Origin of the sequence: Microcoleus sp. D3_18_C2, assembly GCF_036702395.1 — a bacterium.
Lineage (GTDB): Bacteria > Cyanobacteriota > Cyanobacteriia > Cyanobacteriales > Microcoleaceae > Microcoleus.
Window position 1 is genome coordinate 20,781 of sequence record NZ_JAUBTG010000008.1, and the last position, 21,848, is coordinate 42,628.

The window sequence follows — 21,848 nt, forward strand, 5'->3', positions numbered from 1 at the left end:
TGCTTAAAATATTAGTGGTGAATAAAACCTAGCCAAACTTAATTAAAGTTTTTCAGGTTTTTGGGAACGGCAATTTTTGATTGTACTATAGGTTAGTAAATTTATGAATAGAAGCGTTTTTCTGTTATTGCTTGCCGCAATATTGTGCGGCGTCGCAGGTCAATTTAGTCTGAAGGCAGGAGCTAAAATATTAGGGCCCATTGGCGCTGCTAATTTAATAGAAAAAATTATAGCAATGGCTACTCAGCCGTTGATAGTAACTGGTCTTTCTTTGTATGCAATTTCTTCGATCGGCTTTATTGTAGTTTTGTCGCGGGCAAACCTTAGCATAGTCTCGCCTTTACTGTCAATTAGTTACCTATTTACTGTTTTAGGTGGCAAACTGATATTTCACGAGCCTTTGCCGCCGCTGCGGTTGGTAGGCGTGGCGCTAATTATGACGGGAGTAATTTTTGTACTCAGAGGTCAAGCTGGGGGAGTGACTGGAGGCAACTAATACGATTTTAGATTTTAGATTTTAGATTGACGATTGACGATTGGAGAATTTTAAATTAAGTCCACAGGTGAATATCACGGATATTTAACTGAGTTCTAAAATTTAGATTCGGAAGTTAAGTCAGGGTTTCTATCGGTTGTGGGGCGGTGGAAAGGGTGTATGTGAGTTTTTTTCCTAAAATAATGCTGCTGTATGTCTAATATTTATGAGCCTGTGAATCCCAATCAATTATTGAGAGATCGCACCGCAGTTCTTGCTACCATGCACCAAAAAGAACGGGTGATGGCTCCCGTTTTGGAACGAGAATTTGGCGTAAATATTCTAGTACCTGCGGCGCTTGACACAGACAGTTTCGGCACATTCACCAGAGAAGTTAAACGCTTAGGAACACAAATAGAAGCGGCTCGCCATAAAGCACAAAAAGCCCTAGAAATTGCGGGCGAAACTCTTGCCTTTGCCAGCGAAGGTTTTTTCGGCCCTCACCCAATGATGCCCTATCTGCCAGCTAACAGAGAAATCGTAATTTTATTAGATCGAGCCAACAATCTAGAACTCATCGGCGACTCTTTCTCGGTTGAAACTAACTACAGTCACCAGTTAGTTTCCAGTATAGAAGAAGCAGATGATTTTGCTAAAAAAGCTGGATTTCCCGAACACGCACTGGTGGTTATAGTTGGCGATGCTGCCCTCGGTAACGGCGAAATTGTCAAGGGCATTAAGACAGAAAAACAATTTTTTGACGCTGTGACAGCAGGCTTAAAAAAATCGTCAACCGGCAGAGTTCACATCGAAACAGATATGCGGGCGATGTACAATCCAACTCGGATGAAAAACATCGAAAATGCAACTCTGGATTTAGTTAAAAAATTTAAGCAATTCTGCCCGGAGTGCGGTTGGCCGGGATTCGATATTGCTGAGACGAAAATCGGATTGCCCTGCGAACTTTGCTATTTTCCGACTCAGCTAGTGCGATCGGCAATCTATAAATGCAAAAACTGCGGTTATACTAAAGAAAAACTATTTCCCGACGGTCGAGAGACTGCCGATCCTTCCCTGTGTCAATATTGCAACCCTTAGAAAAATAATTGGCTAAACTTAGTAAAATTTGTCACAATATTATTGATAGTTCCCTAATTAAATTCACTAATGATAGCCGTAGAAACAGAACGCAACTGGAAACCCGTTATTAAAGAATTCGAGGCTGTAGTCGGCAAAAATGGCGTCGTACAGCGCCGCGAAGAATTGATTGTCTACGAGTGCGACGGACTCGCCAGCTATCGCCAGCGACCCGCCGTGGTGGTATTGCCTCGAACTACGGAGGAAGTGGCGCAATTGGTCAAAATATGCGATCGCAACTCAATTCCCTGGGTTGCTAGAGGCGCAGGCACCGGCCTTTCCGGCGGCGCTTTGCCTGTAGAAAACTGCGTGCTGATTGTCACTGCCCTGATGCGAAAAATCCTGAAAGTAGACTTAGAAAATCAGCAAGTAGTCGTGCAACCGGGAGTAATTAATAACTGGGTAACGCAAGCAGTTAGCGGCGCGGGTTTCTACTACGCGCCTGATCCTTCCAGTCAAATTGTTTGTTCGATTGGCGGCAACGTTGCCGAAAATTCCGGGGGCGTTCACTGCCTCAAATACGGAGTCACGACGAATCACGTTTTAGGATTAAAATTGGTACTTCCCGACGGTTCAATAGTCGATGTTGGTGGTGAAATTCCCGAAATGCCCGGTTACGATTTAACTGGTGTATTTGTCGGTTCCGAAGGCACTTTAGGAATAGCCACAGAAGTTACTTTGCGAATCCTGAAAGCGCCAGAATCGATTTGCGTTCTCCTAGCGGATTTTTCCAGTATAGAAGCAGCGGGCGAATCAGTTTCCGATATTATCAGTGCTGGCATTATTCCCGGCGGCATGGAAATTATGGACAACATCAGCATCAATGCTGTGGAAGATGTGGTAGCAACTGGATGTTATCCCCGCGATGCGGCGGCAATTCTCCTCGTAGAAATTGACGGTTTAGAAGTGGAAGTGGCCACAAACAAACAGCGAATTGCTGATATTTGCAAGCATAACGGAGCCCGAAATATCACCACGGCAACTGACCCGGAAACGCGCCTAAAAATTTGGAAAGGGCGGAAAGCTGCTTTTGCTGCTGCGGGTCATCTCAGCCCGGATTATTACGTGCAAGACGGCGTAATTCCGCGAACGCAAATGGCTTATGTTTTGAAAGAAATTGAGGGCTTGAGCGAGAAATACGGTTATCGGATTGCTAATGTATTTCACGCGGGAGATGGTAATTTACATCCGCTGATTCTGTACGATAACTCGGTAAAAGGTGCGCTGGAAAAGGTGGAAGAATTGGGCGGGGAAATTCTCAGGCTTTGCGTGAAAGTTGGGGGAAGTCTTTCGGGGGAACACGGCATCGGTGCTGACAAGAAGTGTTTTATGCCGGATATGTTTTCGGAGGTTGATTTGGAGACGATGCAGTGGGTGCGTCAGGTGTTTAATCCGAAAGGTTTAGCGAATCCTGGGAAGATGTTTCCGACGCCGAAGACTTGCGGGGAAGCGGCGAGGGCTAAGGTTGAAACTTTTAAGAAGTTGGAGGGTGCGGAGGTTTTTTAATTCGCTTTTTATGCGGGTAATGTGAGCAGAAAAACACCCTGAAGTTGTTTCTAGAATGGGGAGGCAGAGCCTCTAAGGAATCAGAATTAAATAACTTCCACTATTGAAAGTGGGATGGGCGTCCCGCCCGGCCAAAAAGGACGGGCGGGACGCCCATCCCACAATAACAATTAAAATTGTAAGTTATTTAATTCGCGATCCTAAGTATGCGTTCCCACCCAGAGTCTGGGAACGAGAAAAAACGATTTTTCTCGTTTTGTAGGAGTGCGAGTCCCCCTCGCTTGTTTGCCTATATATCAAGTTGGTAACGTGTAGATTGCACATTCCGCGCTAAGGTGCGATCGGAATTCTGATAGCAAATTCCGTGCCCTTGCCCAATTCCGAATTACAATATAATTCGCCTTTGTGTCTTTCTACAATAATTTGATAGCTAATTGACAAACCCATTCCCGTGCCTTTGCCAATGGGCTTGGTAGTAAAAAATGTATCGAATATCTGCTGTTTGACTTCCTCAGTTATTCCAGGGCCGTTGTCGGCAATTTTAATTTCTACAAAATTGCCGACAACTTCCGTACCAATCATAATCTGGCTGGGATTTTCTAGCATTTCTCGACAATTTTGCCTACTGTTCGCATCTTCTAAAGCATCGATCGCATTGCTGAGGATATTCATAAAAACTTGATTGATCGGCCCAGCGAAACACTCAACGGTTGGCAATTTTCCGTAGTGTTTTACAATTTGAATTGGCTGCTTTTCTCCGTTCCCTTTCAAACGGTGATTGAGAATTAACAGCGTGCTGTCGATACCTTCGTGGAGGTTAACGGGTTTCATCTGTGAATCGTCATGCCGCGAAAAGTTCCGCAGCGACTGCACAATCTGGCAAATGCGATCGACACCAACGCTCATTGAAGATAGTATTTTAGGTAAATCTTCAGCTAAAAAATCTAGATCATTTTTTTCTCTTTGCTCTTGAATTTCTGCGACTGGATTAGGATAGTGTTGTTGATAGAGTTCGAGGTGATCGAACAAGTCTTGAGTATAATTGGTCAGATGAGCGAGATTGCCGTAAATGAAGCTGACTGGGTTGTTAATTTCGTGAGCGACGCCGGCAAGTAGCAATCCCAAACTAGACATTTTTTCGCTTTGAACTAATTGGGAATTAGTGGCTTTTAGTTGCTCCAGTGTGGCTGCTAGTTGAGCTGCTTGTTCTCGGCTTTGTGCTTCGGAATTATGCAAGGCTTCTTCGGCTTGTTTGCGCTCAGTGATGTCTCTCTGTACGCCAATAAAATGAGTTAATTGGCCCATTCGATCGCGCACGGGAGATATGGAGAAACAATTCCAGAAAGCGGTTCCATCTTTGCGGTAATTCTTTAATATTACCTTGCATTCGCTTTCTGCTTGCAAGGCTTGGCGAATTATTTCTACTGCCGCCGGATCCGTATCGCTTCCGTGCAAAAATCGGCCGTTTTTTCCGATAATTTCCTGCCGCCGATAACCTGTCATGCTTTCAAATGCGGGATTGCAATAAATAATTGGATTTTCGGGGTCAGTGGCGTCAGAAATCGTAACTCCGGTGCTAGTAGCTGCGATAGCTCGATCGTACAACCAAAGCATTTCTTCTGCGCGCTTGCGATCGGTAATGTCCCGCAGCGTAGCTAAATAAGCCATTTCTCCGTCCCATTCCGTTTCCACCACCCGCATTTCTACTACAGCATTTGCTTTTTGCTTGCGAATAGCTTCAACTTCTGTTTGCACGACGCGAGTTCCTGGTGCTTCTGTTTTTCCAACTTGGGGAATAATATCCGTCGCCATCTCAAGGTCACAAGCGGAAACTTCTACTACTAAATTGCCAAAAAATGCTTGCCCTAAAAGTTCATCGGCGGTGCAGTTAAACAGCGCTTCTGCTGACTGGTTGGCAAAACAGACAAGTCCTAGCTTGTTAACGATTGCGATGCCGTCGGCATTTTTTTCGATCACATTCCTAAACCGAGATTCGCTAGCTTTCAAATCCTGCTTTAGCTGTTCCATTGCTCGCTCCATCTGCTGCAATTCGCACAAACTAACACTATAAGCTTCGGAAATATTGGTCTCTGGTGAATTCTGGATTCTTTTTTTTGAAATCTGTTGGTAGCCTGTTCTATTAGTCAGATTGGGAGCAGTTTGTTTATGATTCCTGCTAATATTACTGAGCTTATTTTCTGGATCTGCTTCTTGAAAAAACATATGTTAACCCTACCAAATTATTGTTTAGATTAATGTGTGGCGATCGCCCTATTTTTCGGGAAATTTAGGGAGAGAGCAATTTACACCCGATGCTAGCACATTACTTTTAGAATTCATCATAAAACATCGTTAAAATTCAAGAGCGATCGCCCTATAATTATCTATTAAGTTTTATTAAGTAATTTCAACAACATTGACACTTACGTAGCGACACGAACTGTGGAAGCTGGATATGGCTTCAATCCCCCTCGCACTCACAAAATAATCAGTTCCACGCGCAAGTTCTAGATATCTAGAAACCACTGGTCAGTATAAAATATTATATAAATTTGACAAAAAATATGGTCACAAATAAGCGAACTCATCTTTGATTATTAAAAATAATCATAATTAGCCATGACCAAATCATCTCCCTGCGGGCCGATTTGGTATAGAATATAACCTATCTATTTTTGCGATCGCAACTTCAAACCAATGGCACGTCTAGCACTTCTGAGCACATCCAATAAAACCGGACTAATCGACTTAGCGCGCAGTCTAGTAGAAGAATTTGAATTTGACATAATTAGTAGTGGCGGGACAGCAACGGCTCTCAAAGAAGCAGGCATCCCAGTCACCAAAGTTGCAGAATATACTGGTTCCCCCGAAATTTTGGGAGGGCGAGTCAAAACACTTCACCCACGAATCCACGGTGGCATTTTAGCACGCCGCGACGTACCGGAAGACCTCGCAGATTTAACCGCAAATCAAATTCGGGCGATCGATCTAGTTGTAGTCAATCTGTATCCCTTTGAAGAGACAATTTCTAAACCAGGAGTTACTCTAGCAGACGCAATTGAGCAGATAGATATCGGCGGGCCGGCAATGTTGAGAGCTTCCGCCAAAAACCATGCTCATTTGACAGTTTTGTGCGACCCAGAACAGTACAATACTTATTTAAAAGAACTGCGGGAAAATGGTGGCGAAGCATCCTTAGAGTTTCGGCAAAAATGCGCTCTAGAAACCTTTAAACATACAGCCAACTACGATCGCGCGATCGCAACTTATCTCAGCAGCAGCCAATCCGCTGAAAAATCTTCGCTACCAGACGAGTTTAATTTATCAGGAAAAGAGTTGCAAACTCTCCGCTACGGCGAAAATCCCCATCAAGCCGCCACCTGGTATCAAAGCGGAACTACACCGACAGGCTGGACGACTAGCACCATCCTGCAAGGCAAAGAATTAAGCTACAATAATTTAGTAGATTTAGAAGCAGCAAGGCGGCTAATCGTAGAATTCCCCGACACACCTGCCGCCGCTATTCTGAAGCACACAAATCCTTGCGGTACAGCCTTGGGAACAACTATTTCTGAAGCTTATCAAAAAGCCTTCGACACCGATTCAGTCTCAGCTTTCGGCGGAATTGTCGCCCTCAATCGCCCGATTGATGCTGCTACCGCAACGGCGTTAACTCAAACATTTTTAGAATGTATTGTCGCGCCGGGGTGCGAGCCAGAAGCAGAAGAAATTATCAAAAAAAAGGCGAAAGTTCGAGTATTAATTTTGCCAGATTTGACTCAAGGGCCGCCACAAACTGTTAAAGTTATTGCAGGCGGTTTGCTGGTGCAAGACTCAGATAATATAGTAGAAGAAACTAGCAAATGGCGGGTTGTTACTGAGAAACAGCCGACGGCGGGAGAGTTGGAAGAATTGCTGTTTGCTTGGAAAGTAGCGAAACACGTCAAATCTAATGCGATCGTTGTGACGCGCGATCGCACTACAATCGGTGTCGGCGCCGGACAAATGAATCGCGTGGGTTCGGTTAAACTAGCATTGGAACAAGCAGGAGAAAAGAGCAAAGGAGCGATTTTGGCTAGCGACGGTTTCTTCCCCTTCGACGATTCCGTAAAAACGGCGGCTGAGGCGGGCATAATTGCGATCGTCCAACCGGGAGGAAGTATGCGCGATCGAGATTCCATTGAAGCCGCCAACCAACTCGGAATCACAATGGTTTTCACTGATATCCGCCACTTCTTGCATTAGGAATAAGACCTAAAGCAATTTTCAATTGTGTGCCATATTGTAGGGATACAATAGTGTTTATTGGTCTTAACTTAAGTCGGAAATTATTTGTATCTCTGGTTTTACTCTAAGTCTCGATCCCCCTAAATCCCCCTTAAGAAGGGGGACTTTGAGAAGAATCCTTTCCCGTCTTAAGACGGGAGACTTTGACACTCTTGTCTCCCCCTTAACAAGGGGAACTTTTACACTCTTGTCCCCCCCTTTTTAAGGGGGGTTAGGGGGGATCGGGAAGGCTATGACACCAATCAACACTGTTATGTCGTACCAAATTCCCAGTTGCGTCCTTCAAAAATTATGACTAGCACAATTCAACCGCAAATTAAACCCCAAGACATAAAAGTCAAAATCCTGCTCACCGGGGGACATCAATGCACCGTCACCCTCAAATCTGATACACCATTATTGCACAGCCTGATCAAAACATTAGTCGATCGCACCCAACAAACACTGGGTTTTTCGCCCTTATTTCAAATCCCCATAGACGACGGGCGTTCCGCCCTTTCTTTTCCCGGCGAACACCTAGTCGGATTAGTCACAGAACCCCCAATTTACTTGCAGCAACTGCAACCGCAGCAGCCTGCAACTCCTGTAGAAATTCCCGCCGAAATTCCCGCCGAAATTCCCGCCCCTGCGCCGCCTGTAAATGACGACTTAATATCTCGCTACGCCCAAATAGACAACTTTTTGACCCCTGCCGAAAAAAACAAACTCCTTAAATATGTCTTAGCAAAAGAATCAGAATTTGTGACAACCAGCACCTCAACTAATGCCGAAGACTACCGCCGTTCGATGGTACTCCACTCGTTCCCCGAATTTTCCGAACTGATGGTTAATCGCATCAAAGCAATTCTCCCCGACGTGCTGCAAAAATTAAATATTCCCTCATTTCCGCTTGGTGAAATAGAAGCTCAGTTAACCATGCACAATGACAACAACTTTTATAAGCTTCACAACGACAGCGGCTCTCCAGATACCGCCACCCGGTTTTTCACTTACGTTTACTATTTCTATCGAGAACCCAAAGCTTTTTCAGGTGGCGAATTGCAAATTTACGACAGCAAAATTGAGAACAATTTTTATGTTGCAGACAAGACATTCAGAACTGTTGAACCTCGCAATAACAGCATAGTATTTTTTCTGAGTCGCTATATGCACGAAGTTTTGCGAGTTAGCTGTCCCTCAAAAGCTTTTGCTGATAGCCGATTTACTATTAACGGCTGGGTACGTAAAGCAAATTGAGGTTAATATCATGTCGGGTCGAGCTACCGCGATTTTTGTAGGGGCGGGTTCCACCAACCATAATCGCCAATAATTGACAATCTCAAAAACCCGCCCCGACCGGGATATTATGGTTAATCGATCGGACATGATATAATTCATTGTCCGGGACGCACTAATCACCTAATTATGTCATTCTGAGTGAAGCGAAGAATCTCAAATTATTGCCACACCATTACAATGGGTAAGTCCCGATATCTGATACCAATTTCATAAAGTTATGCTACATAGAAAGTTTTACTCCCCCCCTTAATAAGGGGGGGTTGGGGGGGTAGATATGTAGCGCTATTTTATGAATTTGGTAGGAGATTCTTCACTTCCCAAAGCCTACCCTCAGAATGACAGAATTATCTTACTCAAAACTATTTCATTCTTACTCCAGTGCTCCAGCACTTTTGAGCAATTTTACCACACTGGAATAACCCTTAAACTCAGCCAGCATTAAAGCTGTATAATTTCCCGGATTTTTGTGGTTTAGTTCTGAACCAGCATCAATTAAAATCTTTACTGCATCAGGATAACCCCGATGTGCGGCCCACATTAAAGCAGTTGCGCCCGAATCATCCAGCACGTTGACATCGGCACCTTTTTCGACTAATAATTGGACGATCGCCATATAACCGCGATCGCACGCCTTCATTAAAGCCGTTTTCCCCAAATCCGCCGGGACATTGGGATCAGCACCGCCCTCAAGCAAAGCCTTCACAGTCTCGGTATGTCCGTGAAAAGCAGCCAGCGTCAAAGCCGTCTCCCCAAAGTTTTTCGCATTCAGAAACTCATCCCGATTTGAGTTTACTTTTTGCAGCAAAGCCGATACGATCGCACTGTGGCCGTGAACAGCCGCCACCAGTAAAGGCGTATCGCCCAACCTATTTCTAGCACCGACACTAGCACCTCGGTTTAAGAGCAATTCCACCACATCTTCGCAGCCTTCAACCACCGCAAAATTCAAAGCAGTTTCATCATCTTTATCCTTAGCGTTGATATCCGCGCCAGCATCGAGTAAGATATGGGCGATCGGCGCATTTCCCCCAGCAGCAGCCGCCATCAAAGCCGTGCCCCCATCTCCATTTTTTACATTCGCATTAGCACCCGCACCAAGCAAAGTTTGCACCACATCAGTATTGCCAGAATCCGCAGCCAAAGTTAAAGCAGTTTCTCCGTTTTTGTCGGGAATTTCGACATCAGCACCAGCAGCCAACAGCGCCTCGACAACAGCCAAATTTCCCGCCGTCGCAGCCAGCATCAAAGCAGTTTTGCTCTCTAGATTTTTAACATTAGCATCCGCCCCACACTTGAGCAAAATTCGCACAATTTCAGCGCTACCTTGACGGACAGCTAAAAACAGCATAGAATTCTCAGCAACCGCACCCGCATCCACCAAAGCTTTGACAACAGCTTCGTGACCCGATAAAGCAGCTATTTTCAGAGCAGAATCTCCATCTTTATCTCGGACATTTACATCAGCATTAGCATCAAGTAACATCCGCACAACATTGATATCTCCTTTGAGAGAAGCCGCCATCAAAGCCGTACTTCCATCATCATTTTTAGCATTAACATCAGCACCCGCCGCCAGCAACAGTCGCACAGAGTCAGCCTGTTTGTGAGCCGCCGCCAGCATCAAAGCCGTTAGCCCAAAACGCCTGCTCACCTGGTTGACATTAGCGTCATTGTTTAGTAAACTACGCACGATTTCTGTATAGCCCTTTTGGGCAGCAAACATCAAAGCCGTCGTCCCCTCAGAGTCTTTGGCGTTAGCGTTAACACCCTTAGCGAGTAAAGCTTGGACGTGAATAATGTTGCCAGTCTTGGCGGCTTGAATCAATACAGCGTCTTGTTTAGTGGCAGCCATAATAGTCTCTCATACCGTATATTTTTACCGTCGCACGAGACGGCCTGACTGGTATGCTAAGTTTTATGAAGTATGTTTGCTAATCCTCAGAACACCATGAATCTCGAAATTCCTCAGTCAGTGAAAGTTTGGAGCCAATTCTTCCACCCAGTTTTAATGTGGGTACTGCTGGCCATCTCATTTTATGCTTTGTATCTCGGCTTGCAAATCCGCCGTACCAGAAGTGCGGAAGGCGAAGTCAAAAAAGAGTTAATTAAGGGTAAATTCAACATCAAGCATCACCAGATGGGTTCTTTGCTGCTAGCCTTGATGGTAACGGGTGCAGTCGGCGGAATGGCCGTCACCTACATCAACAACGGCAAACTATTTGTCGGCCCGCACTTGCTAGCAGGGTTGGGAATGACGGCAATAATTGCGATCGCAGCATCGCTGACTCCTTTGATGCAAAAAGGCAATGATTTGGCCAGAAACACTCACATCTTTCTGAATATTGTGCTCTTGGGGCTGTTTGGCTGGCAAGCGGTATCAGGCGTAGAAATCCTGCAAAGAATTATCAGCAAAATGTGATAATTTGAGTAAAATTGCTAATTGCTAATTGCTTTGGGGCGATTAGCGATTAGCAAGTAAATTATCTTATTTTAGTAGTTTAATAGCCCAAATTTTTTTGATATTTTAATATATTAAAATTAAATTTATCAAAAATTTATAAAATTAATTAGGTAATTTTTTGAATCCACAATAAGAAAACACCTGCTATTAAACCTGATAAAACGCTTTGTCTACCCAACAATAATCACGGCTATTTCATTATAAATAATTCCGGTTCTTCTTTACTTAGTATGCCAAACTAATAATTAAAATGCCAAGTAAGCAAACATCTATTTTTGTAGCTTGCAAAATTTATAAAGCGATAGGCAGAACGTTTTATTAACTTAAGCTTTTTGTTAATACCTTCAACAATACCACTTGTTGTCCTATTATCAAAGTAAGCAATTATCTCGTCAAACCAATTAGTAAGAGTCTTAACAGTATCTGGAAAATATTGTTGAGTTCTTTCCTGGCAGATACCAATTCTCAACAATGCCCTCAACCAATTTGTTTTTTTTACTCAAATATTTGTCGGAAATTTTCTTGTAATTTATGCCTTTCTGCAAGATTGGGACACATATTTTTAACCTCAATTTATTTGACTGATTTAGCTATTGATTTAGCATACCAAGTAAGGAAGAACCGTTTTTCATTTCTGACTCAAGTGAATTAGAATCAGACATCGATTTAAAAGTAAATTAGAATAGTTAAAGAGAAAAATCAGTTGTAAGTTGATCTCTGTAGGAGTAAAGATTGTAATCTTAAAATTTTTTCCTTATAACCGATAACTCATCAACTTATTTATTTTTGATTCCTAAGATACAAGGGGCGGGTTTCACCAACAATATTTGCCTAAAATCCATAATTTCGTAAACCCGCCCCCACCCAACGGTAAATCGCAATCTACCTATTTCAAGGTACAAAGGGCGGGTTTACAACATTTTGGGTTTTTAAATCAAAATCTTGGCGAATCCGCCCCTACGGGCTTAATACAGCGTATTCCAGGTTTATGAAGTACACCGCGCTCTCACGGGGTTTCTTTACAGTTCTCGCCTCATTACTGATTCTGTTGCTCGAAACCCGGTCGATCGCGATCTACATCTACATGGAATAAGCTGTAAATTATGGGAAATTAAACAATCTCGATCGACCCACACCTACCAACTAAGGCAAATCAGTGCTCCCCATCAGATAAAGGTCGCACTCCCGGGCCACGCCCCGCCCTTCGTTAATCGCCCAAACCACCAAACTTTGTCCCCGGCGACAATCACCAGCCGCGAAAACTCCCGGAATGCTGGTTGTATATTTTTCGTGCTCGGCTTTCACGTTGCTGCGGGCGTCACGTTCCAATCCCAAGTCATCCAGCAAGGGCTGTTCCGGGCCGAGGAAGCCCATCGCTAACAAAACAAGCTGTGCCGGCAACACTTTTTCGGTGCCGGGGATGTGGTTCGGAATAAACTGCCCTTTCTCGTTTTTCGCCCACTCCACCTCAACGGTGTGCACAGCTTTGACATTGCCGTTTTCGTCGCCCTCGAACTTTGTCGCCGTGGTGAGATAGCCGCGGGGGTCATCGCCGAATTTGGCTGCGGCTTCTTCTTGGCCGTAGTCGAGACGGTAGACTTTTGGCCATTCAGGCCAGGGATTGTTGGCCGCGCGTTCCGAGGGCGGTTTGGGCAGGATTTCTAGCTGTACGAGGCTTTTGCAGCCGTGGCGGATGGAGGTGCCCACGCAGTCGGTGCCGGTGTCGCCACCGCCGATGATCACGATATCTTTGCCTTCGGCGGAGATGAAGTTGCCGTTGGTGCTCTTGTCGAGAACTGCTTTGGTGTTCGCAGTCAGGAAGTCCATTGCGAAGTGGATGCCTTTTAATTCCCGGCCGGGGATGCCCAAGTCGCGGGGTTTTGTCGCGCCGGTACAGAGCACAACGGAGTCGTATTCTTTTAGCAGTTGTTCTGCTGGTAAGTCTTTGCCGACTTCGGTGTTGCAGACGAATGTCACGCCTTCGTCTTCGAGGACTTTCAGGCGGCGCATTACGACTTGTTCTTTGTCTAGCTTCATGTTGGGGATGCCATACATTAGCAGGCCGCCTGGTCGATCGGCTCTTTCGTATACTGTTACCCAATGACCGGCTTTATTTAGTTGCGCGGCGGCGGACAAACCGGCGGGCCCGGAACCGATGACGGCGATTTTTTTGCCGGTGCGTTTGGCGGGTGGTTCGGCGGCAATCCAGCCTTCATCCCAGCCTTTATCGATAATCGAGGCTTCGATGTTTTTAATCGTGACTGGCGGGTTGTTGATGCCGAGTACGCAAGCGCCTTCGCAGGGGGCGGGACAGACGCGGCCGGTGAATTCGGGGAAGTTATTCGTTTTGTGGAGTCTGTCTAGGGCTTCTTTCCAGAGTCCGCGATATACTAGGTCGTTCCATTCGGGGATGAGGTTGTTAATCGGGCAGCCGCTTGCCATGCCGCTGATAATTGTCCCCGTGTGGCAAAACGGAATGCCGCAATCCATGCAGCGCGCGCCTTGGGTGCGGAGTTTGTCCTCTTCCATCGGCAGGTGAAATTCGTCCCAGTTGTGGACTCTCTCGACTGGTGAGAGTTCGGAGGGCAATTCGCGCAAGAATTCGATAAAGCCTGTTGGTTTTCCCATAGTGGTGTTCTGGTTAGAATTTACTATTCTGGTAGTTTGTCAAAGCTGAAGCCTGTATGCTTATGAACTAACTATTGTCATATAAATTGTGGGCGATCGCACCTAAGATTGAGCAATTTGTACATGAAATCTTTAATATCGCCGGGAGTCGGGGAATTGTCGGCAGCGGTAAAATATAGATATATCGACAGCAAAGAAACCGGGTTTTTTACGGGAATTAAAGGTTTTAAAGGTTTTGATGCAGTATTTTCGTCCATCAAACCCGGTTTCTACGTAATTTCAGCATGGCTTATTCTGGGACGATCGCATTTACGGCTACAGCCACATCTGAAAACCCTCGCGGGTTAACTCAGACGGCCCGCCAGCGTCAACTTCCAAGCGCCGTCCCCATCAGGATGGCTCGAAATACAATACAAAAAGTTACAGACCTTGCAAAATATTAATTTCAGGATATACTACTGTAAATCGGTCAGATATATGGAGTTAATACCATCAACTCCTAAAATAGGTACACAAAGTCATGAGCATTACAATTGAGAACGTATCGAAACACTTCGGCTCCTTCCACGCCATTGACAACGTGAGTTTGAAAATAAAAAACGGCTCTCTAGTCGCGCTTTTAGGGCCTTCTGGTTCGGGGAAATCGACTCTGCTGAGGATGATTGCGGGACTCGAACCGCCGGATAGCGGTCAGATTTACCTGATCGGGGAGGATGCTACCCAGCAGTCGGTGCAGGAACGGCATATTGGTTTTGTGTTTCAGCACTATGCTTTGTTCAAACACATGACTATTCGGAAAAATATTGCTTTTGCGATGGAAATTCGCAAAGTTCCTAAAGACTCTATTCGCAGGCGGGTTGATGAACTTTTGGATTTAGTTCAGTTGAAAGGTTTGGGCGATCGCTATCCTTCGCAACTTTCCGGCGGCCAGCGGCAGCGGGTGGCTTTAGCCAGATCTCTAGCAGTTCAACCGAAAGTGCTGCTGCTAGACGAACCTTTTGGAGCATTAGATGCTAAAGTTCGCAAAGAATTGCGATCGTGGCTGCACAACCTTCACAAAGAAGTTAACATCACCACAGTTTTTGTGACTCATGACCAAGAAGAAGCTATGGAAGTAGCCGATGAAATTGTGGTGATGAACCAAGGTAGAGTCGAACAAGTTGGCACTCCTGCTGAAATTTACGACAAACCGGCAACAGCTTTTGTGATGACTTTTATTGGGCCTGTCAATGTGTTGCCCAATGCTGCGGGTTTGTTCGCGAGCAACGGTACAACGCCTCACAAGAACGGAGCAGCTCATTCTGAAGTAGTATTTTTGCGCCCCCACGATGTGGAAATTCAAACTAAGCCACAGTCGGGTTTTGCATTAGCAAAAGTCAGCCGCATCATTCATTTAGGGCGGGAAATACAAACCGAGTTAGTGTTAGAATCGGAGCAGGTAGTAACAGCTTACGTTAGTCGCGAGCGCTTCGATTCTCTACAGTTAACGCGAGATCAGCAGGTTTACGTCAAGCCCAAACACGCGATGACTTTCCCTGTTTATTCAATTTAAATCAGCGGCTGCATCTTACTCAAAATACTATCGGGGAGCTTCTACAAAACACTGCTGCCACATCGTTACCAGGCTCGTGCCTGGTAAAGCTGTCTCATGGCTCTAAATCGGAGATAGAGCCTCCTGAAATTCATTCCCAGGCAGAGCCTGGGAACGAGAAAAAGAGAAAAAAGAGAAATCTCAGGCAGAGCCTGGGACGGAGAACTAGAAACAAGATAGGTGAAGAATATGACTGCTAACAAATTCTTGAATTTAGCAACTAGCACTTTACTTGCTTATCGCCGTTACATCCAGGCAGGATTAACACTTTGTGCAGGATTGGGATTGTCTGCGATCGCCTCTTCAGTTGCGTACAATTGGGAATACAAATCCATGCAAGTCGAACTGCAAGACCGGCTGGACAAAATAGCTACAGACATTCAGAGGGATGTTAGCGGCAATTTAGAAATAATTCGGGCTGCTGGAGCATTTTACAGCGTATTTGACGGCGTTAAAAAACCAGAAATGAAGACATTTGTTGGTCCTGCCCTCTACCGGCATCCGAGCCTGAAGGCGATCGCTTGGCTGCCCCGTGTTTCTTACTCTCCCGAATTCCTAACAGATGAAATAGATTTAGGTTTAGACTTAAAAGCCAATCGGGTAGCGTTAGAAAACGCCACAAAAAGACAAGAAATTACCGCGACTGATCGCCAAAAATGGTCTTCCCAAAATCAACCCACCGTCTTCGTCTTCATGCCAATTTTTACTCAAAGTTCTGCTGACGATGGCGCAGAATTGCCGCCAAATTTACCTGATCGCTCACCAGAAAATTTGAAAGGTTTTACTTTTGGCGTTTTGCTGGTTGATGCGATTGTCAAATCGGCTTTACAGGAAACTAACCTCAACTTTGTTAACGTTTATCTTCAAGATGCCATGGCTCCTGAAACCGAAAAATTTCTTGCTTTTTATGAAGCCAAGACAAAAAGGATAATTACCGATGAAAACATTAAAAATAACATCCAAATTGGGGAAAGAGCTTACTGCCCGGACGGCAGCAGTTGCACCCGCATTCTCAATATTGAAAATCGCAGGTGGTTGCTGCAATTACGGCTAACACCCGAGTACATTAATCCTCTAAAATTTTGGCGTTCTTTGACTGTTTTGATTTTGGGGATAATCTTAACTTTGGTGGCGACACTTTATCTCATGAGCTTGTTAAATTATACCGAAAAAATTGAAAAAATAGCAGCAGAACGCACGGCTAAATCTAAACAACTAGAGCAAACTTTGCAAGAGTTGCAACAAACTCAAGCTCAACTGATTCAGCAGGAGAAAATGTCTAGTTTGGGTTTATTAGTTGCTGGTGTCGCCCACGAAGTCAACAATCCTATAAATTTCATTTATGGCAATATCCACCACGTCAGGGCATATAGTAGCGATTTGTTAGAGTTGGTAAAACTTTACCAAAAACACTCTTTATACCCTCAGTCGGAAATTTCCGAATATTTACAAAATATTGACTTTGACTTTCTCAGCAAAGATTTGCCCCAACTGTTGTCTTCGATGAAAATAGGAGCCGATCGCATTGTTCAAATTGTTCAATCTTTGCGGAACTTCTCTCGCTTAGACGAAAGCGAAATGAAACCTGTCAATATCCATGAAGGCATTGACAGCACTCTGCTAATTCTGCAAAGTCGCCTGAAAGCTACAGCCGATCGCCCGGCGATCGAGATTATTAAAAACTACAGCCATTTACCTTTAGTAGAGTGCTATGCCGGACAATTAAATCAGGTGTTTATGAATATTCTGGCTAATGCGATCGACGCCCTTGAGAGTTACAACCTCGATCGCGGGCCCACAGCAGCGAAAGCCAATCCGATCGCGATCGCCATAACCACAGAATATTCGATCCCCGACAAAATAATTGTGCGGATATCTGACAACGGCCCCGGTATGGCAGAAAATGTCAAAAAACGGCTGTTCGACCCCTTCTTTACGACGAAACCGGTCGGAAAAGGGACAGGATTGGGACTGTCCATCAGCTATAAAATTGTCGTAGAAAAGCACAAAGGTACGCTGCGCTGCGATTCGACACCGGGATTGGGGACGGAATTCTCGATCGAGATTCCGCTGCGACAAGAAGTCAGACAAGCACTACCGTTTGTTTCGCGGAAAATATCGGAGGCAGCTTAGAAGGGGCTGGGAAAGGAAAATTTTTTTCTCATTAACTACTGTAATTCGGTCGGATTACAGTATTATATGTAATAATGCCAAAACCAATACTGCTTTAAGCAGCTTAAACCGTCGGCACTGCCGATACTGTATAACCCAAGCACGGCGAGACTAAATATGTTCAGTGACTTGCAAATTATTTACGAACGCGACCCCGCGGCGCGCAACTGGCTGGAAGTATTATTTTGCTATCCCGGACTGCAAGCACTTTTTTTGCACCGGATAGCAAACTGGCTTTATTCGGCTGGCCTGCCGTTTATACCGCGCTTGATTTCCCAAATGAGTCGCTTTTTAACAGGTATTGAGATTCACCCAGGAGCAAAAATTGGTAGGGGGGTGTTTATCGACCACGGTATGGGGGTGGTCATTGGCGAAACGGCGATCGTTGGAGATTATGCTGTAATTTATCAAGGAGCGACCATTGGCGGCACGGGTAAAGAAATAGGAAAACGGCATCCAACGCTGGGAGAAAATGTAGTGGTAGGAGCAGGTGCTAAAGTTTTAGGCAATATTCAAATTGGCAATAATGTTCGGATTGGTGCGGGTTCGGTAGTGCTGCGGGATGTCCCTAGCGATTGCACAGTTGTGGGAATCCCCGGCCGCATCATCTCTCGGAAAAAGCAGGTGGAAGATGCTCAAAATTCTCAAGGTCTACCGGATTTGGAAGCTCAAGCGATTCGAGCTTTGTTCGATAGAATTAAGAATTTAGAAGAGCAGGTTGCTTTTTTGAAATCTCAATTATCTCCGCTAACAATAACTGGATCAGAGCAAAAAGAGGCAGAAAAACATGAATTATTTATGTATTCTAATTTATTTATTACAGATTTTTTAGACGGTGCAGGAATCTAGTTAAATTTCAATTTATATAGATTTTTTCCGACAAGACTATCCTGCTACCCTGGTACAAACTAACTTTAATTTATTCAGTAACTGGCTATGACTATTGCTTCTCTCTCCACTAAAACATTTGATGAAACGAGCAGACATATATTCTCTCGCCGCTCGCACTTGCCGAACAGAAGCAATGCTTTGTGGCGAATTGAAACTGGAGTAGTGCGAACTGTAACGTGGCTTGAAGATGGCACAATTATCACCTTGGGATTGTGGGGGCCTGGTGATACGATCGGCAAACCGATATCAAAATGCGATCCTTTTCAAATTGAATGCCTCACTAAAGTCGAGGCAATTCTATTATCTGGCGATCGCTGGCTCAATAGAGATATTTTGCTCACTCACATTCAGCAGGCTGAAGCTTTTATGGTAATGCGAGGTTACAAAAGAGTTGATTTTATGCTCTATCAACTATTAACTTGGCTGGCTAAGAGGTTTGGTTCTGAGGTAGAGCAAGGACATCTGATAGATATGATTTTAACGCATCAGGACATTGCAGAAATCATCGGCACAAGTCGCGTAACAGTCACTCGCACCCTCGGTCATTTTGAGCAGCAAGGCTTGATAGATCGTCTGCCACTCCACCGGATTATTCTGCAACCTTCCGAGGTGTGGCACTACGAAATCTAAGGGTAGAATCAATGTCTCGCACGCGCGTGCTCGCGAGCACGCGCATGCGAAGCTATTCCGAAGGGAATCGCCCCAAAATTCCTGTATCCTTCGCTACTAAAAAAAACTATTGACTTTCTGAGACTGTCTGTGCAACAATCAACAGCTATACCTATAATATACGGTAAATAAATCAACTTTAAGGTGATTACTGGAGAGAGCGATCGACTCTCTAGCAGCGAGGAGCTTTTTGTGCTTTTCGACAGAGACAATACAAGAGGAAAGAAAATGAAAACTAAATCCCTGAAAGCTCGATTTAAAAGAAACAAAATAGGGGCATTAATTGCCGTCCTAGCGGTGCTGGCGATCGCAATTCCTCTGTTCCCATTTTTCCAAACCCAAGCAGCGGAATCAAAAAGTAAAATTCAATTCGTTTCCCCCGCATGGGTTGCCCAAAACGCCAGCGACAAAAACCTGCGAATTCTCGATGTCCGTACCAATCCAATGGACTACTTTATCGGGCATCTTCCCAACGCAGTCAACATCGCCGACAACACCTTGCGCGGGCCGGACAGTGGTTTGCCAGTACAGTATCTAACGCCGGATAAACTGGGGCAATTACTGTCGCGGGCAGGAGTAACAGACAACAGCCGCGTCTTAGTTTATTCCGACGGCAGAGACATTCTCGGCGCGACAATGGTTGCTTACGTATTGGAGCGATTGGGACACTCGGACATCGCAGTTATCGACGGAGGTTATGCGGGTTACAAAGCAGCTCAAACTGTGACGAAAGAGTTTCCAAAATACGCGGCTGGTACACTGACTGTGCGCGACAACAAATCAATTCGTGTTACCCTAGATGAAGTCAAAAATTTAATTGGCAAAACAGGCGTCACATTCATCGATCCCAGACCGGAAAAACTATTTCAAGGGGAAGAAAAAATCTGGACGCGCAACGGACACATTCCCGGCGCTCGCAACCTTCCCTGGCCGACTTTTACCGATGCTGAAAACCCTCACAAGTTGAAGTCTCTCGACGAAATCAAGCAGATTTTGGCAGCTAAAAAGATCGATCGCAACAGCGACATCATCGTTACTTGCAGTACGGGGCGGGAAGCAACGCTGCAATATGTAGTTTTGAAACACTTGCTGAACTATCCGAAAGTCAGAATCTACGAAGGTTCTTGGACTGAATACAGTCAGACTAATTTACCTGTAGAAACTGGTCCGGAACAAGCAGTGTAGAAAACAAATCTGTAGTTAACAGCAATTTTGGCTAAAAATTGACCGAAGAGGTAGAATGAAAACAGCAATTATCTCGATATCAATGCTCGGAATAATCAGCTCGATGGGCTTGGGTTTATCAACAATAGCTGAGCACCGACAAGCAGATAATTCCGTTGCTTGCACTCCTAGCGAACAACCCGATGAAAAATCGGAGACTTCGCCGCGAAACACTTAGCGCTAAAATGGAGGCTCTGCCTCGCTTTACAGTTGTTTCTCGAGTCAAGTATCTTATTGTGAATAACACCGCAGAAATTGCTTTTTCACCCCTGACAAAAACTTCGCCACCCCGATCGCAGCGTCCGATCTTAGCTCTGATACTGACGCTATTTGCTGCTGGTGCGGCCGGTTTGAGCGCCTACGGCTGGCGGCAGAGCGTTTTATTTCTGATTGGAGGCTTGCTGGGCGCGAGTTTGTATCATGCAAGTTTTGGCTTTGCTTCTGCTTACCGCAAATTATTTGCCGATCGCGATATTACAGGTGTTTTAGCGCACTTGTTGATGTTAGGAATTGCTACTGTACTTTTTGCTCCCGTACTTGCATCAGGAGAGGCATTCGGACACAAAATAGCCGGGGCTGTTGCGCCTGTTGGCTGGCAAAATGCGATCGGCGCTTTTCTATTCGGAATTGGAATGCAATTGGGCAGCGGCTGCGCTTGCGGCACGCTTTGGACAATTGGCGGCGGCAGCACGTCAATGCTGTTAACGCTGCTGACTTTTTGCATCGGTTCTTTTGCAGGAAGTTTGACCAGACACCTGTGGAATTTGCCATCGCTGCCACCGATATCTTTAGGAAAAACTTTGGGATGGATGCCCGCAGTCATCTTGCAGCTAAGCGTATTTCTGTTAATTGCGATCGCCCTCTGGCAGTGGAATCGCACCAATGGCAAGCAACCCTTAACAGCAGATTTTATCATTAAAACTCCTCAATCTCAAATCAAGAATCAATGGCTTTACGGGCCTTGGTCTCTCGCTGCCGGAGCCTTTTCTCTTGCCTTTCTCAACTGGGTAAAACTGTTAATTGACGGCAGGCCTTGGGGAGTGACTTGGGGGTTTACTTTGTGGGCCGCAGAACTTGCTACTGCTTTTGGGTGGAATCCCGCAAATAACCCGTTTTGGAATACTCCCGACAAGTTGGAATCCTTGCAAAAAGGCATTTTTGCTGATGTTACTTCCGTGATGAATTTTGGCATTGTTTTGGGAGCAGTTTTAGCGGCGGCTTTGGCTGGAAAATTCACCGTCAAAACAAACCTTTCGTTACCCAAAGTTACAGCCGTTTTGAGCGGCGGTTTCATGATGGGTTATGGAGCGCTGCTGGCTTTTGGCTGCAATGTTGGCGCTTTTTTTAGCGGTATTGCTTCTACCAGTTTGCACGGTTGGCTGTGGATTGCGACTGCTTTGTTGGGCAGCGTTGCGGGAATTAAATTGCGATCGCTCTTGCGACTTGAGAATTAATTTCCAACATGAATAGGCGATCGACCTGCGGGTAGGGACAAAGGCCAAGCCTTTGTCCCTACCCGCAGGTCGCGT

At 45.2% G+C, this 21,848-nt stretch carries 18 protein-coding genes; 14 read left to right on the plus strand and 4 right to left on the minus strand.

What is annotated here, in order from left to right:
* The first annotated feature begins 103 nt into the window (after positions 1 to 103).
* The 3 genes from QUA88_RS07710 to glcD all read left to right on the plus strand — a co-directional run bounded on the left by QUA88_RS07710 (position 104) and on the right by glcD (position 3,118).
* The gene (locus tag QUA88_RS07710) at positions 104 to 496 is read left to right on the plus strand and encodes a transporter (protein ID WP_333054053.1); all 393 of its coding nucleotides are present in this window, start codon (positions 104 to 106) and stop codon (positions 494 to 496) included.
* 192 nt (positions 497 to 688) lie between these two features.
* Complete coding sequence (locus QUA88_RS07715) at positions 689 to 1,573, plus strand: DUF6671 family protein (protein WP_333054052.1); 885 nt, start codon at positions 689 to 691, stop codon at positions 1,571 to 1,573.
* Between the two features lie 69 nt (positions 1,574 to 1,642).
* Positions 1,643 to 3,118 (plus strand): glycolate oxidase subunit GlcD, encoded by a 1,476-nt coding sequence (gene glcD / locus QUA88_RS07720; protein WP_333054051.1) that lies wholly within the window; start codon positions 1,643 to 1,645, stop codon positions 3,116 to 3,118.
* A 330-nt stretch (positions 3,119 to 3,448) separates the two neighbouring features.
* On the opposite strand, the gene QUA88_RS07725 is transcribed toward glcD, so the two are convergent.
* On the minus strand, positions 3,449 to 5,341 hold the full coding sequence (locus tag QUA88_RS07725) for a PAS domain S-box protein (RefSeq protein WP_333231998.1): 1,893 nt from the start codon (positions 5,339 to 5,341) through the stop codon (positions 3,449 to 3,451).
* 474 nt (positions 5,342 to 5,815) lie between these two features.
* On the opposite strand from QUA88_RS07725, the gene purH reads away from it, so the two are divergent.
* Together purH and QUA88_RS07735 are read left to right on the plus strand one after the other, a co-directional pair.
* Positions 5,816 to 7,363 carry a bifunctional phosphoribosylaminoimidazolecarboxamide formyltransferase/IMP cyclohydrolase gene (gene purH, locus QUA88_RS07730; protein ID WP_333054049.1) on the plus strand — a complete coding sequence of 516 codons (1,548 nt, stop codon included), beginning with the start codon at positions 5,816 to 5,818 and terminating at the stop codon, positions 7,361 to 7,363.
* 333 nt (positions 7,364 to 7,696) lie between these two features.
* Complete coding sequence (locus tag QUA88_RS07735; RefSeq protein WP_333054048.1) at positions 7,697 to 8,641, plus strand: 2OG-Fe(II) oxygenase; 945 nt, start codon at positions 7,697 to 7,699, stop codon at positions 8,639 to 8,641.
* Between the two features lie 412 nt (positions 8,642 to 9,053).
* On the opposite strand, the gene QUA88_RS07740 is transcribed toward QUA88_RS07735, so the two are convergent.
* Positions 9,054 to 10,535 carry an ankyrin repeat domain-containing protein gene (locus QUA88_RS07740; protein ID WP_333054047.1) on the minus strand — a complete coding sequence of 494 codons (1,482 nt, stop codon included), beginning with the start codon at positions 10,533 to 10,535 and terminating at the stop codon, positions 9,054 to 9,056.
* A 96-nt stretch (positions 10,536 to 10,631) separates the two neighbouring features.
* Here QUA88_RS07740 and QUA88_RS07745 point away from each other — a divergent pair, with 96 nt between their 5' ends.
* Complete coding sequence (locus tag QUA88_RS07745) at positions 10,632 to 11,102, plus strand: DUF4079 domain-containing protein (RefSeq protein ID WP_333054092.1); 471 nt, start codon at positions 10,632 to 10,634, stop codon at positions 11,100 to 11,102.
* A 280-nt stretch (positions 11,103 to 11,382) separates the two neighbouring features.
* Here the strand turns inward: QUA88_RS07745 and QUA88_RS07750 are convergent, their stop codons facing one another.
* On the minus strand, positions 11,383 to 11,625 hold the full coding sequence (locus QUA88_RS07750) for a transposase (protein ID WP_333240593.1): 243 nt from the start codon (positions 11,623 to 11,625) through the stop codon (positions 11,383 to 11,385).
* 662 nt (positions 11,626 to 12,287) lie between these two features.
* Positions 12,288 to 13,772 (minus strand): glutamate synthase small subunit, encoded by a 1,485-nt coding sequence (gene gltD, locus QUA88_RS07755; RefSeq protein ID WP_333209463.1) that lies wholly within the window; start codon positions 13,770 to 13,772, stop codon positions 12,288 to 12,290.
* Positions 13,773 to 13,895: 123 nt separating this feature from the next.
* On the opposite strand from gltD, the gene QUA88_RS07760 reads away from it, so the two are divergent.
* From QUA88_RS07760 to QUA88_RS07795, 8 genes are all read left to right on the plus strand, one after another.
* Positions 13,896 to 14,120, plus strand: a complete 225-nt coding sequence (locus QUA88_RS07760) for a hypothetical protein (protein WP_333054044.1) — start codon at positions 13,896 to 13,898, stop codon at positions 14,118 to 14,120.
* Between the two features lie 172 nt (positions 14,121 to 14,292).
* A complete protein-coding gene (locus QUA88_RS07765) occupies positions 14,293 to 15,324 on the plus strand; it encodes a sulfate/molybdate ABC transporter ATP-binding protein (RefSeq protein WP_333271107.1) in 1,032 nt (343 codons plus the stop codon).
* A gap of 228 nt (positions 15,325 to 15,552) precedes the next feature.
* Positions 15,553 to 17,496, plus strand: a complete 1,944-nt coding sequence (locus QUA88_RS07770; RefSeq protein WP_333210108.1) for an ATP-binding protein — start codon at positions 15,553 to 15,555, stop codon at positions 17,494 to 17,496.
* A 156-nt stretch (positions 17,497 to 17,652) separates the two neighbouring features.
* Positions 17,653 to 18,384 carry a serine O-acetyltransferase gene (cysE, locus tag QUA88_RS07775; protein ID WP_333231990.1) on the plus strand — a complete coding sequence of 244 codons (732 nt, stop codon included), beginning with the start codon at positions 17,653 to 17,655 and terminating at the stop codon, positions 18,382 to 18,384.
* An 87-nt stretch (positions 18,385 to 18,471) separates the two neighbouring features.
* Complete coding sequence (locus tag QUA88_RS07780; protein WP_333083957.1) at positions 18,472 to 19,056, plus strand: Crp/Fnr family transcriptional regulator; 585 nt, start codon at positions 18,472 to 18,474, stop codon at positions 19,054 to 19,056.
* Between the two features lie 267 nt (positions 19,057 to 19,323).
* Complete coding sequence (locus tag QUA88_RS07785) at positions 19,324 to 20,280, plus strand: sulfurtransferase (protein WP_333231988.1); 957 nt, start codon at positions 19,324 to 19,326, stop codon at positions 20,278 to 20,280.
* A 55-nt stretch (positions 20,281 to 20,335) separates the two neighbouring features.
* Positions 20,336 to 20,497 carry a hypothetical protein gene (locus QUA88_RS07790; protein WP_333210116.1) on the plus strand — a complete coding sequence of 54 codons (162 nt, stop codon included), beginning with the start codon at positions 20,336 to 20,338 and terminating at the stop codon, positions 20,495 to 20,497.
* Positions 20,498 to 20,555: 58 nt separating this feature from the next.
* Entirely contained in the window at positions 20,556 to 21,773 is a 1,218-nt protein-coding gene (locus QUA88_RS07795) for a YeeE/YedE family protein (protein WP_333231986.1), read from the plus strand.
* Positions 21,774 to 21,848 lie beyond the last annotated feature (75 nt).

Coding starts and splice junctions, on each gene's coding strand:
- QUA88_RS07725 (WP_333231998.1), bottom strand. CDS start 5,341: ATGTTTTTTCAAGAAGCAGATCCAGAAAATAAGCTCAGTAATATTAGC.
- QUA88_RS07790 (WP_333210116.1), top strand. CDS start 20,336: ATGAAAACAGCAATTATCTCGATATCAATGCTCGGAATAATCAGCTCG.
- QUA88_RS07785 (WP_333231988.1), top strand. CDS start 19,324: ATGAAAACTAAATCCCTGAAAGCTCGATTTAAAAGAAACAAAATAGGG.
- QUA88_RS07715 (WP_333054052.1), top strand. CDS start 689: ATGTCTAATATTTATGAGCCTGTGAATCCCAATCAATTATTGAGAGAT.
- QUA88_RS07735 (WP_333054048.1), top strand. CDS start 7,697: ATGACTAGCACAATTCAACCGCAAATTAAACCCCAAGACATAAAAGTC.
- QUA88_RS07745 (WP_333054092.1), top strand. CDS start 10,632: ATGAATCTCGAAATTCCTCAGTCAGTGAAAGTTTGGAGCCAATTCTTC.
- QUA88_RS07710 (WP_333054053.1), top strand. CDS start 104: ATGAATAGAAGCGTTTTTCTGTTATTGCTTGCCGCAATATTGTGCGGC.
- purH (WP_333054049.1), top strand. CDS start 5,816: ATGGCACGTCTAGCACTTCTGAGCACATCCAATAAAACCGGACTAATC.
- QUA88_RS07780 (WP_333083957.1), top strand. CDS start 18,472: ATGACTATTGCTTCTCTCTCCACTAAAACATTTGATGAAACGAGCAGA.
- QUA88_RS07770 (WP_333210108.1), top strand. CDS start 15,553: ATGACTGCTAACAAATTCTTGAATTTAGCAACTAGCACTTTACTTGCT.
- QUA88_RS07740 (WP_333054047.1), bottom strand. CDS start 10,535: ATGGCTGCCACTAAACAAGACGCTGTATTGATTCAAGCCGCCAAGACT.
- QUA88_RS07765 (WP_333271107.1), top strand. CDS start 14,293: ATGAGCATTACAATTGAGAACGTATCGAAACACTTCGGCTCCTTCCAC.
- glcD (WP_333054051.1), top strand. CDS start 1,643: ATGATAGCCGTAGAAACAGAACGCAACTGGAAACCCGTTATTAAAGAA.
- cysE (WP_333231990.1), top strand. CDS start 17,653: ATGTTCAGTGACTTGCAAATTATTTACGAACGCGACCCCGCGGCGCGC.
- QUA88_RS07760 (WP_333054044.1), top strand. CDS start 13,896: ATGAAATCTTTAATATCGCCGGGAGTCGGGGAATTGTCGGCAGCGGTA.
- gltD (WP_333209463.1), bottom strand. CDS start 13,772: ATGGGAAAACCAACAGGCTTTATCGAATTCTTGCGCGAATTGCCCTCC.